12 protein-coding genes are annotated in these 16526 nt (G+C 45.2%); 3 read left to right on the top strand and 9 right to left on the bottom strand.

Annotation, left to right across the window (positions count from 1 at the left end):
• Positions 1 to 27 precede the first annotated feature (27 nt).
• The 8 genes from V1U08_RS00880 to V1U08_RS00845 all read right to left on the bottom strand — a co-directional run bounded on the left by V1U08_RS00880 (position 28) and on the right by V1U08_RS00845 (position 9549).
• Positions 28 to 1332, bottom strand: coding sequence for a BatD family protein (locus tag V1U08_RS00880; RefSeq protein ID WP_330469660.1), 1305 nt, complete (start codon positions 1330 to 1332; stop codon positions 28 to 30).
• On the bottom strand, positions 1329 to 3059 hold the full coding sequence (locus tag V1U08_RS00875) for a VWA domain-containing protein (RefSeq protein WP_330469659.1): 1731 nt from the start codon (positions 3057 to 3059) through the stop codon (positions 1329 to 1331). Before V1U08_RS00875 ends, V1U08_RS00880 begins: the two co-directional genes overlap by 4 nt.
• Positions 3052 to 4134 carry a vWA domain-containing protein gene (locus V1U08_RS00870; protein WP_330469658.1) on the bottom strand — a complete coding sequence of 361 codons (1083 nt, stop codon included), beginning with the start codon at positions 4132 to 4134 and terminating at the stop codon, positions 3052 to 3054. Before V1U08_RS00870 ends, V1U08_RS00875 begins: the two co-directional genes overlap by 8 nt.
• A complete protein-coding gene (locus V1U08_RS00865) occupies positions 4127 to 4669 on the bottom strand; it encodes a DUF4381 domain-containing protein (RefSeq protein ID WP_330469657.1) in 543 nt (180 codons plus the stop codon). Before V1U08_RS00865 ends, V1U08_RS00870 begins: the two co-directional genes overlap by 8 nt.
• Complete coding sequence (locus V1U08_RS00860; RefSeq protein WP_268669511.1) at positions 4670 to 5632, bottom strand: DUF58 domain-containing protein; 963 nt, start codon at positions 5630 to 5632, stop codon at positions 4670 to 4672.
• A gap of 11 nt (positions 5633 to 5643) precedes the next feature.
• Positions 5644 to 6627 carry an AAA family ATPase gene (locus V1U08_RS00855; protein ID WP_014234071.1) on the bottom strand — a complete coding sequence of 328 codons (984 nt, stop codon included), beginning with the start codon at positions 6625 to 6627 and terminating at the stop codon, positions 5644 to 5646.
• A 9-nt stretch (positions 6628 to 6636) separates the two neighbouring features.
• Complete coding sequence (locus tag V1U08_RS00850; protein WP_065301081.1) at positions 6637 to 7929, bottom strand: anaerobic sulfatase maturase; 1293 nt, start codon at positions 7927 to 7929, stop codon at positions 6637 to 6639.
• Positions 7930 to 8031: 102 nt separating this feature from the next.
• Positions 8032 to 9549 carry an arylsulfatase gene (locus tag V1U08_RS00845; RefSeq protein WP_014234069.1) on the bottom strand — a complete coding sequence of 506 codons (1518 nt, stop codon included), beginning with the start codon at positions 9547 to 9549 and terminating at the stop codon, positions 8032 to 8034.
• Positions 9550 to 9689: 140 nt separating this feature from the next.
• Between V1U08_RS00845 and V1U08_RS00840 the strand changes: the two genes are divergently transcribed.
• The 3 genes from V1U08_RS00840 to V1U08_RS00830 all read left to right on the top strand — a co-directional run bounded on the left by V1U08_RS00840 (position 9690) and on the right by V1U08_RS00830 (position 13441).
• The gene (locus V1U08_RS00840; protein ID WP_330469656.1) at positions 9690 to 10547 is read left to right on the top strand and encodes a LysR family transcriptional regulator; all 858 of its coding nucleotides are present in this window, start codon (positions 9690 to 9692) and stop codon (positions 10545 to 10547) included.
• Between the two features lie 323 nt (positions 10548 to 10870).
• Positions 10871 to 13231 (top strand): fatty acid cis/trans isomerase, encoded by a 2361-nt coding sequence (locus V1U08_RS00835; protein ID WP_330469655.1) that lies wholly within the window; start codon positions 10871 to 10873, stop codon positions 13229 to 13231.
• Between the two features lie 18 nt (positions 13232 to 13249).
• A complete protein-coding gene (locus V1U08_RS00830; RefSeq protein WP_014234066.1) occupies positions 13250 to 13441 on the top strand; it encodes a hypothetical protein in 192 nt (63 codons plus the stop codon).
• A 47-nt stretch (positions 13442 to 13488) separates the two neighbouring features.
• Here the strand turns inward: V1U08_RS00830 and torS are convergent, their stop codons facing one another.
• A complete protein-coding gene (torS, locus tag V1U08_RS00825) occupies positions 13489 to 16440 on the bottom strand; it encodes a TMAO reductase system sensor histidine kinase/response regulator TorS (RefSeq protein ID WP_330469654.1) in 2952 nt (983 codons plus the stop codon).
• Between the last annotated feature and the right edge of the window lie 86 nt (positions 16441 to 16526).

The raw sequence follows: 16526 nt of genomic DNA, 5'->3' as shown, positions 1-16526 counted from the left end.
AACAAAGGACTATAGTAGCGCTCAGCTTTATTCAATTCCATCTCTTTGCTTTAACTTATCCAATTGAGGTAAAGCTTTTGGTATGCGAAGTTTAAGATGATTTTGTTTCGTCTGAATTTTGCGCCACATCGACTTGATCAGGCTAGAACTGCGTTCTCCACTTTGCATTCGAGATGAGCTTTTCTGCCATGAGTCACTGGAATCTGCATGGCGCATCTCCAATTCAGAAGTGTTCACTCGTAACTGCCTGTAAAGGGCGGCTCTCGCCTCTCCCCAGCGATTTTCTTTGAGTAATCGATGCAAGTTCAGCCATGGTGGAATTGGCCTTGAACGGTAATAACGCTTGATGGCTAGAAGGAAAACAAACCCCAAAACCAAAGTGCTCACCAGACCGATAATCCAGACGAAATAGGCTTTAACAAACGACTTTAACGTATGTTTTGCTTGAAATGATTGTCCTTCAATCACGATGCTTTCTAGCTGCTGCGTTTCGCTGTTCCACCATTGGAACTCATAAGCAGGTAACGAGAACTCTCCGCCCTGCTGAATCACATACACACTTTCTTCAGTTTGGGTAGATTGATAGTCTCCACGCGTTTGTGTATCGGTAAGCTGATGAGGCTGCAAGTAAGTTTGATAACTATCGTTAGACTCACCTTTTAGCAGGTCAGGTAGTAACACCGACAAGCTGTCCTGTGCGGTTATCGTTACTTTTCGCGTGATCGCATCGCCAACTTTTAGCGGTTCAGAAGACGTTTCCCACTCTTGATTTACGTCGACATGTGTCGCAGTAAACCACTGGGTATTGTCGCTCAATAAGCCAGACGGTAACGATGCTGAAAACTGAATTGGCTGCGTGTAAAGGGTTCCTGAGACGTTTTTTCCATCAGGCGCTGAAACCTGAACCCTCACAGCAATCGGAGGAACGACAAAATCACCCGATACTTGAGGATACAACGTCACTTCCCAACGTTGGCGCGACCAGGTTTGCCCACCTTTTCTCTCAGTGAAATTGGTTGCCAGTTGGTTACGTTGTTTGGCAATAACATCCGGAATTTCTACAGAGCCAACTCGCGTTCCGCCAGTAAACCAGCGTGGCGTCGCCACCTCTATAGTCAGAATGACTTGCTCGTTGACACTGAAGGTGGGTGAGTTACGATTTTCTTCGTTAATTGTCGCTTTACCAACCCACGCTTTTATCTCCACATCATGATTGCGCTGTAACTGATTGATATCTTGTGCACTCACCAAACCGCTTGTACAGAAACTGGTCAACACTATGAAAAAGCAAGGCAGGTAGCGGCTCATAACGCGTCGAAATAGCTCCATCATTGCGTTATTTCCTCGTTATCATTACCACGTTCATCAGTAGTACCACTCGCTGTCGGCGAGTTGAGTTGAATTTGAAATTTTGCACGCAGAAAGTCCCTTGGATCAGACTCGACACGTTTTAGCCACTTATCTGCCACCTCTTGATTGCCTAATATGTCTGCGGCACTCAGTGTCTCTTTGATCATCATTTCTTGCGACGTTTTCTCTTCCGCCCCTTCTGCTGTTTGCGGATTATCACCAAGCTCAGTCGACATCTCTTGTTCCGTTCCGGCCTGACTTTCACTCATCTGATTGATGTCCTCAACAATGCCACCGATGACTTTCAAATTATGCTCAACATCAGGGCGTAACGCTTGGCTTAGTGTTGGTGTGTTCGCCAATGATTGAAGCAAGTCTCTCGCTGCCAAGTATTCACGTTGACGTGCCAATGCGCTGGCCGCGTTGTATAAACCAAAGTCTCTGACTTCTTCTGAAGGATCATTCTGCATTTCTAAAAACGCGCTATGGGCTAGCTCAAATTCACTGGCATAGTAATAAGCAGTGCCTTTTCGCAACGGATCTGAGAAATGCTTTGCCGCATCCAAATACGCTTGTTTGTTAAACAACCGCTGTCCTTGTTGATCAGGTGTCAACCACAAGTCCCACCACCACTGAGCGGCTTTGTCGAACGTCGTCACTTTTTGTACAACTTGAGGTTCTTCGGCTTTTAGCGATACATTTTCAGCCATTACCTCGCCGGGCATCATCACGCTTCCAGATACCATTGCTATCAAGCACCATTGAACTAACCAACCTTTTCGGAACCAGATCAGCATAATCAGTGCAATAGGAAACAAAAGCACATACCCCATGTCTTTCCATGGCATAGAAGACACACCATTTAGCTGCATATTACGCTCTACATACCGGCTCAATTGCTGAATGTCTGTGTTATCAACACTTACTTCAATAAGTCTTCCATCAGTTTTACTTGCAAGTGTTTGCAGCGAATCGAGATCGATCGGGTTATTACTGACAATATCAGGGTTGCCAGCGGCCAGTATCAACAGCTGATAGGGTTTATCGGCAAAATAATCTTCATACTTACTGATGGTGGCAGGGTTAACACCATCTGTCACTAAGAGCACCGTTGAGCCGGCTAATCCTTGTAATTGCTGGCCAATAAGAGGTAATGCCTGCTCCGCGAGTTTACCTTTAACTGGCATAATTTCGGGATCAATTGCCGCGAGGAATGGGTCAAAAACAGCGCTGTCTTGTGTTATCGGCATAGCGACGTGTGCCGTTCCCGCAAACACCACCAACCCCGTTTTACCACCTTTTCTTGCAGCGAGTAGATCTCGGATTTTTTGTTTAGAACGTTCTAAGCGACTTGGCGGCAGATCTTTTTGCAACATAGAGTCGCTATTATCCAAAACCACCAGCATTGACGCTTTGTCCTCACCAAATGGTGACGCTTCTCGCTGCCAACTTGGGCCCGCACAAATCAAAATAGCGATGAATACATTGACCATCAGGAGTTTTAGTGGCAATTGTTTCCGCCAGCCATGCTCACCTATCGTCAGTACCTCACGGAGATGATCGGGCAAGATGTCTTTCCAGCTGGGTTTGCTCTCCTCATGCCAGCGCAGCCAAATCAGGAAAACCAACGGGATCAGCGCCAATAGCCACAAAGGACGAATGAAATGAAACTGAGTAAAAAATTGCGTTAAGCTGAGAGAATCAAACATCGTGCTCTCCTACCGATACTTTCCCCGTCGAAAAGCGTGCTTTGGTTCTTCGTCTGAGTGTCGCTACGCTGAACGCGAGCAAATGCATCAATACCACCAAGACCATCAGGTAATGGTGCAAACTTTGTTTAGGCCGATAGGTCGTACTTTCATACAACTCTGGCTCAAGCAGGCTGATTTCTTCATAGGCCTTTGCCAACTCGTCCCGGTTGAGCGCTTCAAATGCCTCGCCTCCTGATTCAGCCGCGATTCGTGTAATCGTGTCCATATCAAGCGCCGTTTCACCAATGGTTTGGGGATCGCCCATCGCGATAACGTGCACGCGAACACCCTTCGCTTTTGCCACTTTTGCCGCGTCTATTGGTTCAACAAAACTGCCAGTGTCGTTGCCATCGGTTAATACAATCGCAACTTTTTCACGCTCTGTCGCTTGCGTTAACTCACGACGAGTCTTATCACTCTGCTCAAACACTTTTATCGCTAACCCAATCGCATCTCCAAGGTGCGTACTCTGCCCAGCCATCGCAACGTCAGTTTGATTAAGCAGTTCTAACCACACGCTTTGATCAGCAGTAAAAGGGGTTTGCACAAATGCAGCGTCACCAAACAGCACCAAACCAAGTCGATCGCCTTTACGTGACTGCACGAAATCTGCCAACACTTCTTTGGCGGCTTCTAAGCGTGAGATTTTTTCCCCCGTACGCGAGGTAAAATCAGCCTCAGCCATTGAGCCCGAAAGATCAACCACAACCATGACATCTCGACCAAGGCTTTCACGAACTTGCGGCTCACCCAGAATCGTTGGCTTAGCCATCGCACAGACAACCAATATCCAAGAAAGAATTAACGTCGCGCGCTGCCACCAACTTGGCGTTAGCTGGCTTGCACCTTCTGACGGAGTTTCACCAATGGCTTCAACCAGTTGGGTAAAAAACGGGACTTTAATCGCTGTCTGTTTAGTTCGGTAAGCAGGAACCAGATAATAAACCACGAGTGGCAGGGGTAAAATAATCAGCCATAAAGGGTGCGCAAGCTCAAAGCCAGACAGTCCCATAAAAGAGAGGAGATCATTCATTCTGACCACCTTGCTTCAGCTCTGTTCCTGGCGTTGATATATTTAAGCCAGACGTATGCGAATGCTCTTTGACCCAAAAGTTTGCTTTCTCGATCAAAAGCACTCGCTGTTGATACGTAAGCTCGATTTTGGGGTTAACGATACTCTTGAGCCACAATGTGGAAACTTCATCATTGAAAGGCTGTTTTTTCGGTTCCAGCTCGTCAAGTTTAGAAAGAAAAGCACCATCAAACAGTCTCGCATTGCGACTGTCTATATGAATCAAAACAATTTTTAGAATCGAGAATAGCGTTTTCGGCATCTCCCTGTCGCTTGGATTAATCTGACTGATCATATCCAATGCTTCCTTGCGATAGCGGTTTATCCACCATTTACTCAGAATGCGATAAGCCATGTACACTAAAGCCAGCACGAATATCACAGCTAGAATTTTCCAACCAATAGTTTGAGGATACCAGCTGACACTGGGCGGTACGGTTACGTCATGAAGCTCACTTAGAATGTAAGAGCCAGGAGGCTGCGGAAGATCACTCATCTAGCGCCCTCCTACCAATTTTTGAAACTCTTTGACATGCTGGCCAGTGGTATCAAGCTCAATGTAAGGCAGATGCTTAATTGCCATCAGTTGCGCTAAAGATTGACGCTGCACGTCTGTTTTCGCTTCCAGCTTTGCGCTTGCAGCTTCCACTTTTGCTTTACTGTCCAAATTGAGCTGATATTGACCATCACCAACCACCCATTTTGAAGTTGCTAAGTCATCAGGCAGTGTTTGTTCAAGCGGATCACTGACCATCACGGCGAGAATATCGTTGTGCTGTTGAAGCTGTTTCAGGTGGTCGAGGTGCTGCTCTTCACAGTCACTCCAGTCGCTAATAAAAATCAGCGTGGATTGTTTGAGCTTCATTCGCTTTATCAACTCAATCCAGCGACTAAACGTTACTTTTTCGGAATCGACCGAATCAACGCTAAGGGATTGGTTTGCCCGTGATAAGTGTTTTAGCTGTGTTAAAAGATCGTTTTGCGAACGCTGTGGCTTTGAATGAAACAGGGCTTGATGGGAAGCAATAACAAATCCTACTCGGTCACCATCTTTTAATACTCGCCATCCACACATTGCTGCAACTTCTGCAGCAACTACGGACTTCATCACCTCTGTGGAAGCAAAAAACATCGCACTGCGTTGATCAACACAGACGATGACATTACGATCTTTTTCTTCGGTATAACTGCGCACATGAGGCTTTCCCGTGCGCATCGTCACTTTCCAATCGAGGTTACGAATATCATCTCCTAATTGGTAATGACGCAACTCTTCAAAATTCAGTCCGCGACCGCGAAAAAGAGAGTTGTGTCGCCCAGATAACACACTGCCAGCTTTCAGGTGAGGGAGTAAACTAAACGACTCAGCTTGCGCTTGTAAACGCACGAGCCTTGCGTAATCACAATATAAACGGTGATCTATCTCTTCAGGTTTAGGAGCAAGTGTCGGCTTTGCCATATTGCCACCACTTATCCGATTTCAACGTAATCGAGTAATTCCTCAACGACTCGTTGATGATCCACACCGTCAGCTAACGCGTCATAGGTGAGTGAGAATCGGTGTCCTAATACTGATGGGACCATAGCACGGACATCATCAGGTGTGACATGGTCACGTCCTTGAAGCCAAGCATAGGCGCGAGCACACTTATCCAACGAAATTGAAGCGCGGGGACTGGAGCCAATTTCAATCCATTTAGATAATTGCGAGTCTGCATAACGCTCTGGCTTACGAGTCGCCATCACCAACGCGACAATATAGTCTTCAACTAATTCAGAAACCGCGACATCGGGCAGTTGACGGCGTGCTTCTAAAACCAAATCGGGCTCAATATGCTGCGGCGTAACCAACTCGGAACTGGTTTCCGCCCCAAGTTCTTCACTACGAACCAAACGAATAATCTCGCGCTCAGCAGCATCTTCCGGGTAGTCAACCGTAACCTTCATAATAAAGCGGTCCATTTGCGCTTCAGGCAGAGGGTACGTCCCTTCTTGCTCGATCGGGTTTTGCGTCGCTAGAACCATAAATAGATCGGGTAACACATGCGTTTTATCGCCAACAGTTATTGTGCCTTCAGCCATGGCTTCTAGCAGCGCGGCCTGCACTTTGGCAGGGGCACGGTTAACCTCATCGGCAAGGACAATGCTGTTAAAAATGGGACCCGGCTGAAAATGTAGCTGCGGTTTGCCATCTAACTCCTGATAAACCTCGGTACCCGTGACGTCCGAAGGTAGAAGATCAGGCGTGAACTGAATACGACCGAAACTAGTGTTCAGAAGATTGGCTAATGATTTTACTGAACGCGTTTTTGCGGTACCCGGTAAACCTTCCAACAGAATATGTCCATTGGTCAATAAACCAATCACCAACGCTTGCACCACGTGGCTTTGACCAATGACGCTTTTCTCTGTCTCTTCAATCAGCTTATTAATTGCTTGCTGCGCGTTGTTCATTCGTCTTCCTTACTTAGAATTCTGTTGTTGTAAAATCTGAGATAGACCCACCAGCATAGGTAAGGTGTCATCGAAGAAACGGCGAATACCAGAACAAAGGTAATTCAGCCCTTCTTCACCATCCGGCGTCTTAATAAGGCGATTTTTAGGACATTCGCCCCAACAGTATTTAAGGTAAGGACATTTCTTACAGTAGTCCGGCAATGAATCTCGCTTTGCCATACCAAAGCTAAACTGACGCGTAGAAAATGCCATCTCGTTCAAAGAATGTTCGTGAATATTGGAAAGTTTGTATTCTGGATAAACGTAATGGTCACAACTGTACACATCGCCATTGTGCTCTATCGCCAATCCTTTACCGCAGAACTCTGAGGTAATGCAGAGTTGCGCTGGTTTACCCATCACCTGAGCAACCGCCGTTTCAAACAGGTTGACCAACACACGGCCGAGATCATTGTTCACCCACTCAACAAACATTTCACTAAGGAACTTGCCCCAATCATCAGGGTCCACCGACCAATCCGTTACCACTGACATTGGATGCCCAGGCTTGGCTAACTCGCTCCCCATGACAGGGATCATCTGTTCGTTCCAGAACTGAGGCGCGGTAGTGTGGAAGTCATTCGCTTCAACCACGGGCGCAAGCTGAATATAAGTCACGCCCAACTCGCGAGTGAGGAATCGATAAATTTCCACAGGGTACTTAACGTTGTGGCGGTTAACCGTCACCAGCGCATTAAACCGCACCCCATGACGCTGAAGTTTCTCAACCGCTTTCATCACCAGATGAAAAGTCGGTTTACCACTTCGCGTTTTACGGTATTTGTCGTGCAACTCTTCTGGACCATCGATAGATAAGCCGACCAGGAAGTTATTCGCTAATAAAAATTCACACCACTCATCATTGAGTAAGATACCATTCGTTTGTAAATCGTTTTCAATACGAATTCCGCTAGGTTTGTATTTCTTTTGCAGTTCAACCACTTTACGAAAGTAATCTAACCCAAGCAGTGTCGGTTCACCGCCCTGCCACGAAAATACGATTTGTTCGCCATCTTGACTCTCAATATAACTCTTAACAAACGCCTCTAAGGTTTCATCATCCATCTTGGGTTGTTTTGGTTGATGAAGCAGGTTTTCTTTGTGTAAGTAAAAGCAATATTGGCAGTCAATGTTGCACTTTGCGCCGCCGGGTTTCGCCATCACATGAAAGCGGCGTTCATTTCCCTGCTCGGATTTGAAAGCAGTTTTCATCGGAACAATTGGCATAGCCGTAGAATGACGTGGTGAAGTTTTGCTCATGCAGCCTCTCTTTTGAATGTTGGCTTTTCTACTTTCTTTTTTAAGTATGGCGCTCCTGAGAGCGCCATTCATTTTTATTCTAGTCTTCGCTTAAGTGCAAGGTTACTTAGGAACAAATGAACCTGCTTCCATACGTGGTGGGAACTCTTTAAAGGTATCCATCACTTGTTTTACTTCTTCCATCGCTGGTGCCATTAAGTATGAGCGCTCATACATCCAAGTGTTGTAGCCCATGCCCGTATCACCACGTTCAAATGGGTCAATGCTCAAGTCAAAGATCTTCGGTACACGAAGTTTAGTAAATGGTTTCTGCCAAATTTCTAGTCCCGTTTCATTTTCTTGGATCATAAAGTGGAACTTGAACTTACCTTGACGCAGTGCCAGCAGGTCACCATCATCACTCCAGTAAACAAACTCATTTCGAGCTGATTCCTCTGATTTGCCAGTAATGTATGGTAATTGGTTGTAGCCATCTAAATGAACTTTGTAGTTCATATCGCCAACTTTCTTACCTTTGAGCAATTCGTCCGTTACTTTATCGTTACCTGCCGCAGCAACCAATGTCGGGAAGAAGTCTTCCAGTGACATCATACCGTTAAACGTCTTACCGGCTTCGATTTGCCCTGGCCATTTAATCAGCATAGGAACGCGGAATGCACCTTCCCAGCCCGTATTTTTCTCAGAACGGAATGGAGTCATACCCGCATCTGGCCACAAGTTGATCATTGGACCGTTATCTGTGGTGTAGACGATGATAGTGTTGTCATCAATGCCTAGCTCTTTAATCTTATTAAGCAGGTGACCGATTTGATCGTCATGCTGTTTCACACCATCAGCGTAGAATCCAGCGCCTGTTTTGCCCTGATATTCTTCTGGAACGTGAGTGAAGTTGTGCATACGAGTAGTGTTGAACCAAGTAAAGAATGGTTTATCCGCTTTTACTTGTTTCTCGATGAAACTTTCTGCCGCATCAAGGAATTCACCATCGACGGTTTCCATGCGTTTACGGGTCAGAGGACCGGTATCTTCAATCTTGCCGTCTGCATACGAGTGAATCACGCCACGAGGGCCGAACTTTTTCTTGAATTCTGGATCTTTAGGGTAATCAACATTCTCTGGTTCTTCTTCCGCATTTAAGTGGTAAAGGTTACCGAAGAACTCATCGAAGCCGTGGTTTGTTGGCAAGTGCTCGTCTCGGTCACCCAAATGGTTTTTACCAAACTGACCCGTTGCGTAACCAAGCTCTTTAAGCATGGTTGCAATCGTTGGGTCCTCTTTGGAAATACCTTCAGGTGCGCCAGGCAAGCCTACTTTAGACAAGCCTGTACGTTTAGGCATCTGACCGGTAATAAATGCTGAACGGCCTGCTGTGGAACTTTGCTGGGCGTAAAAGTTAGTAAACTTCGCACCTTCTTGAGCAATCGTGTCAATATTCGGTGTGTTGTAAGCCATCATCCCTTGGTTATAGGTACTGAGGTTCCAGTAACCAACATCATCACCAAAGATAACAAGGATGTTCGGTTTGTCAGCTGCGTATGCGGTTGCAGAAGCAGCACCTAGCGCTAAAGTACATGCGTTAAGTACGAGTTTTTTACTGCTCGTTTTGGTCGCATTTTTCATATTTTCTCCAAAAGTTCGCTGATGCATTAAAATGGCATTCGCATTCCAATACCATTACTGTTATAAGATAAAGCACTAATTTCAGACGATAAATACCGTCAGGATTAGTTGATCTATAAATCTAATTTATGAGTAGCGTTATGGACTTAAACCTTATCCAAACTTTTCTGGTCGTCGCCGAGTTCCAATCCTACACAAAGGCAGCGGAGCAACTTGGGTTGACGCAACCTGCAGTAAGCGCAGCGATAAAGCGTTTAGAACAAGTCGTAGATAAACAGTTATTCGTTAAAAAAGGCCGCGGAATAGCTCTCACTTCCACCGCACATCAATTGCTTCCTCAATTTCAGCAAGCGGTAAGTATCATTGATAGTGCAATATCTGATAAAAACCATTTTGAAGTATGCTGCTCAGAGATTTTGCTACATAGCATGCCTCCTATTGAAAACGTGGTGTTTTATGAATCTCCACCGGAAAAATACATTCTCTTTGAGCTCATAAGGCAACAAAAAGTCGACTTAGCTATCGATACTGTCATAACAAAAGACTCTGCATTTGTTATTGAAGATGCATACTCAGAAGAAGCGGTAGTCATTTGCCGAGAAGACCATTCCAGAATCCAAGGAACACTTTCAAAACAACAGTTTTATGAAGAAAGACACTGTCTATTTTCTGGAAAATGGGAAAACATGACTGGGTTTGAGCAACTTGCTAAAGAAAAGATACAGGAACGAAAAGTCGATTTAGTGACATCTTCGCTAGCTGGCATGGCTTTATATGTTGCCGACCGAGATTGCTTGGGCGTCGTCTCTAAATCGTTTGCAAATAAATGGAGTAAGGCGCTGAATCTGCAAGTGCTCCCTTGCCCTATTTCGATTCACTCCATCCCTTACAAGTTTGTCTATCACAAGCGTGAAATTGACAATCCTGCTCATCTTGCCCTGCGCCAAAAAATTAAAGAGCTACTTGTCGCCGCCCATGGCAAGCCATTCAAGCAATAAAGCCATCATTCAACTAAACGCCGATCTTTGACTTTTGTCCGTTAATACAACTTTTCAAAATACATGCATCGGCTCTACTACTGTATTGACTATTTAGTAACAAATTCTGAACAAACCAAACGCAATGCAACAAAGTTTATAGTATATAAATTAACTATTTGCAACAAATTGTATATGGAGTACCAACCTGTTTATGGAACTAGGATCGGTTTATCTTTTGGGTTGATTTAGGCTCCTTACTCTAAACACCTTGCTGTAATCTTTGGTATTTAATCTGTTATTTTGCTTTAATGAGTTTAAACTTCATTTAACCAAGTAACTCCATGAATTTTCGCCTCATTCTTTTACTCTGCATTGTTAGTCTCTTTGCTGGCTGTGCCACTTATGCTGGTCTGAATTACGACGTGCTTTTTGGCCCTCAACTGGTACGAGAGCGTACCGCGAGTGCTGAAACACAACATGCAAACTTTTTCCAAAACAAAGTAAAGCCGATCGTGGATAATCGTTGCGTGGTTTGTCACGCGTGCTACGACGCACCTTGTCAGTTGAAACTCTCATCGGTTGAGGGCATTGATAGAGGCGCGACGAAAAAGCTGGTTTACGAAGGCACACGTCTTACTGCGGTCGCACCCACCCGTCTTTTTGAAGACGCAGAAACCACTCAAGAATGGCGTGATGCCGGCTTTCACCCGGTCTTAAATGAACGCGAGCAAAGCATGGCTGCGAACTTGGATGCAGGCTTAATCGCAAGACTGTTAGTGCAAAAAGAACGTCATCCTCTGCCCGATCAAGTTCAGTTGGAAGGGTTTGATTTTTCGATAGACAGAGAACAAACCTGCCCGACCATCGAAGAATATGAGCAGTATGAGAAAGACAACCCGACTTGGGGGATGCCTTTTGGCATGCCAAACCTGACAGACTCTGAGTATCTTACATTGATGACCTGGCTGGAAAATGGCGCAGTCATGAATAGCCACACGCCGATTAGCAGGCATGAACAAGCCGAGATTACTAAGTACGAATCGTTACTGAATCAGGATGACTTCAAGAACCAGCTCATGGCGCGCTACATCTATGAGCATCTGTTCTTATCTCATTTGTATTTCTCTGAGCTAAACGATAAGCCGACACGTCGCTTTTTCTCTCTGGTTCGCTCCCAGACCCCTCCGGGTCAGCCTGTAAAACGTATTTCAACTCGTCGTCCATATGATGATCCAAACACGGAACGTGTTTACTACCGAATCATTCCAGAGCAAGGCACTATTGTAGACAAAACACATATGCCATATGCGTTAAATCAACAGCGTATCGACAATTGGAAGAAGTGGTTCATTCTCCCTGACTATACGGTCAATGAGCTACCTAGCTATGAACCAGAAGTTGCCGCGAACCCAATGACGTCATTTACTGACATTCCAGTGAAGTCGCGTTTTAAGTTCATGCTCGACAATGCACAAAATACCATTATGGCGTTTATTAAAGGTCCGGTTTGCCGTGGTCAGTTGGCACTCAATGTCATTAACGATCGTTTCTGGGTATTCTTCCTCGATCCAGATAAAAGCGATATTCCTGAAGTGAACGAGTTTTATCGCTCACAAGCAGAAAACTTAAAGCTGCCAAGCGAGTTAGAAAGCAACACGCTGCCTGTGGCGAACTGGGTTAAATACTCTCGCCAACAAGCTCGCTACCTTGAAGCGAAGTCGGACTTTGCAAACCATTGGTTCAAACATGGCGAGCACCTGTCTACTGACGTTATCTGGGATGGTGATGGAACCAACGCTAATGCTGCTCTGACCGTTTTCCGCCATTTTGACAGTGCTTCGGTTGTGCAAGGTTTGGTGGGCGACCAGCCTAAAACGGTCTGGGTAATGGATTACGTGTTGCTTGAACGAGTCCATTACCTGCTCGTAGCCGGGTTTGATGTCTACGGCAACTTTGGCCACCAATTGATTACGCGTATGTTTATGGACTTTCTGCGTATGGAAGGCGAAAGTAACTTTATCTCATTATTACCGGCAGACATGCGTCACCAGTTACAATCCAGCTGGTATCAAGACCAAAGCCCTCAATTATCGGATTTCTTATTGAGAAATGTTAAGCCGTTTAATCAGCCGACAAGCATTGTTTACCAAACGGATGATCCGAAGTCTGAATTGCTTAACAAGCTGAAAGAAGATCTGTCTCCGATTCTGCATCCTCGTTATGAGATCACCAATACAGCGCTCTCCGAGGGGAATGAGCAGCAAATTAAACGTATCGGACAGGTACGTGGTGAAGGGTTAAAACCGGTACCTCAAATAACAATGTTGATGGTGCGCAGCAAGTCTGGAAAAGATGAACTCTTTACCCTGCTCCACAATAATGCGCATACAAATATCTCCAGCTTGTTCGATGAAGAAAGTAATCGCAACTTCTCAGAAGATGATATGACTATCGTCCGTGGTGTGGTTGGAAGTTATCCCGCTGCGTTTTTTTCGATAGAAGAAGCGCAAGTAAAAGATTTTGTCGATCAATTCAGCAATATTCAAAATGAAGAGGATTACGTTAAGTTATTGGATCGTTTTGCGATTCGTCGTAGCTCACAAAAGTTCTGGCCGTTCAGCGATCGACTTCATCATTGGTACCGTACAAATCAACCGATCGAATTTGGATTACTTGACTATAATCGTTTTGAGAATCGATGACGATTTAAGGGGGTTCTCATGGGTATCCGAGATAACATTGCCGCTCTGGAGCAACAGATTTACGTTGCCTGTTCAGAGGGAGACTACGATACGGTCAATATGCTTGAGCATCAACTCGAATACTTGCGAGGCAGAGTGGATCATCCTTTTGACGATGACCCTTATGCTCTAGACACTCGGTTCGAGTGGGAAGATGACATGAGCGAATAGAAGAAACCTCCGGCACCTTCCGGAGGTTTTTGTTTTTATCAAAGTCATTAATCCGCTATCAGTTCATCAAGCGCGATTATAGATGCGGTTACTTGATCAGTAAGCACTCTTTTCTTTTGCTTGTACGCCTCTAACGGGTTCTCTGCGGCTTCGATGCTCTGCAGCGTTCTCATTAGCGAGGTTAAGCCCAAGCTACCCGAACTTCCTTTGAGTTTATGGCTTAAGGACCTCACCTCACGTGTGTCATCTTTCTCTGCGGCTATCTCTAATTGATTGAGAACATCAAGGCTGCTGGTTCGGAATAAATCAATAATGTGCAGCATTCTTTCTCTACCCAAAATCTTCATATCAGAAAGCACAACGTGTGGTGAAATAATATCTTCAGCAGCAAGCGGGTTTTTATCGATAGATATAGCAACATCGTCTGTGGAAACGGGTTCTTTATGCGATGAACCCTGCTCTCTTTGGCCTAATAACAACGGTTTGCCGTCTAACTGCTCTTGAATCATGACTTCAAGAGATTCTTTCACTAACGGCTTGGGTAAGTAACCATCAAACCCTGCCTCCAGGTAGCGTTCCACTTCCTCTTCAAATACATGAGCAGAAACCGCAACCATCGGTGTTGACGAGTTCGCTTGTCGTTGAGGCTTTTTCTGTTCAATGCACTTAAGACGCTGAATTAAATCGGCGCCGTTGCAATCAGGTAAATTGATGTCGACTAACGCTATATCGAAATCCTGCTTTTCTAATATTTTTTCTGCCTGAAGTCCGTTTTCAGCAATGACGACTTCGTGCCCCATGCTCTGCAGAAAACCTTCCGCAACCACTCGGTTTACTTCGTTATCTTCAACCAGCAATACTTTGGCTTTCACTTCACATGGCGTATTTACAACCGCATTTGTTTTTACTTCGTCGCTCTTTTCGAGTGGCAACGAGAACCAAAAACGACTGCCTTGGCCTTTTTCTGATTCAAACGCCAACGTGCCATCCATTGCTTCAATAATGCGTTTACTGATCGCAAGGCCAAGCCCCGTTCCACCAGTTTGACTCAATCCACCTTCGGCTTGAGTAAAGGCATCAAACAGCGATGTTTGCTCTTTATCCGCGATACCAATACCAGTGTCGGAAATTTCGAACAGAACTTGCGTTTCGTCTTCAGGATTGAGGCACACATAGATATCAATTTCCCCTTCTTGGGTGAATTTTATCGCATTACCAACCAGATTATTCAGCACCTGACTGATCCGTGTTGCGTCACCTTTCCAGTACTTATTCACATCGCTTTCAATATGGTAAGAGAACAACAAGTTCTTTTCTTTGGCACGACTTTCCATTAGCTGGTAAGTGTCTTGCACCAGTTGATGCAAGTCGAAGTCTGAATGACGTATTTCGAGGTGGCCGGCTTCTATTTTCGAGTAATCCAGAACGTCATTGATGATGGCAAGTAGCGTTTTACCACTTCGATTGATGATGTCGGCATAGCGTTTTTGCAGTGGATTCAAGCCTGAATCCATGAGCAAACGTGCGGTTCCTAGTACCCCATTCAAAGGTGTACGTATTTCATGGCTCATCGTAGAAAGGAAAGCAGACTTAGCTCGGCTAGCTTGTTCTGCCTGCTTACGTGCTTTAGCGTGGTTTAATACCTCTTCATTCAAGCGGTAATTGGCTTGCTTCAGCTGAGAAGTACGTTGCTCTACCAATTCTTCAAGGTGTTCTTTATGCTCTTCGAGTTCTTTCTTCGCCTTCGCCTCACCTTCTGCGACGACTTTTAACGCCTGAGCGGTATCTCTTGCGGTAATAATAGCTCGCCCCATATGCGCGAGTTCATCTTTTCCTTTGACTGTCAGATCCACTGCTAAGTTGCCTTGCGCCACCGACAGCAACGCTGATGAATACTCCCCAAGTCGCTTGAGCACCGACACATAAACAACACGCCAAACAATTAAAATAGCCACTATGAGGCCAACTACCGAAATAATCGCCAATGACCATTGTGCAAATGTGAGTGAACTGGTCATTTCATCTATCGCAACCGACGTGGCAGTATTTGAGTCGTCAACCAACTTATTAACGGTACTGTTTAGTTCAGCAAATAGCTCCAGTGTTCTTTGCATTAATTGTTGAGACTGCTCATTATTTTCATATTGATGCATTAAGATGCTAAAGACGACCTGACGTTCACCTAGATCCGTGAGCAGCTGCCCCATTCGCGTCGACAACGTCGGATCTTCCACCGCCTGCACGCGCCTCTTCATAATTCGAAGGTTATTAGCGAAGTCCGCCTGAACTTGTTGGATACGATCTAGATTGGTCAGCGTACGCGCTTCTTCAATTTGGTTGAGAACCTGAAATGCCAGCAGATGAAACTCATGTAGCCGCTCGGTCAGATCCAAATCGACTTCAACCAACGCATCTAGAGCTTGGTAAGCCTGTTCTTTTTTGTTTGCTTCCAGCAGACCATAAATATGAGTCACATTCGCCACAGCGACAGTGCTGGTGTTTTGCACTTGAGTTCGGGTCAGTTGTTCCAGTTCCTCACTGAGCAAGCGCATTTCTTCGACCCGAGTTTCTATCTCTTTGGCGAGATAGAGCTTACGTTCAACCGATGTGCCCAAATCACCCAGGTTATTAATAACCTGTTGAACATGGCTTTCTAATGTATCGAGTAGCTGGGAATCAAACGCGTCCCTTCCAAGCTTTTTGATATGAGAAAGCAACACCTCTAGTTGATCGAAGAGTGCTCGTCCCGCGGCTTGTCGCTCAAATTCATTTTTGGCGTTAGACAGCGTCTGAACAGAAGAAATAATACGAGAACTTAGTTCAGAGACCTGTCGGGCTTCTATCATGGCAGGAATCGCAGAATCAACCACGTTCCTTTCCGTTTTCGACACCATCGAAAAGCCAGACATGCCGATCAATGCAGACAACATGACCAACATTGCCATCGCAATAAAAGAGAGCAAAAGCTTACGACCGATACTTGCGGTTGCTAGCAGCATATTTTAATGACCTTACTATTCGTGTTTGGCGAAATATACTCAAATAATTTCAATATGAAAGCTTCACAGTGATATTGCTAAAATAA

It is taken from the genome of Vibrio sp. YYF0003 (assembly GCF_036350715.1).
Taxonomy (GTDB): Bacteria; Pseudomonadota; Gammaproteobacteria; order Enterobacterales; family Vibrionaceae; genus Vibrio; species Vibrio natriegens.
Note: the sequence above shows the minus strand (reverse complement) of the source record. Positions and strands in the feature narration are given on the sequence as shown.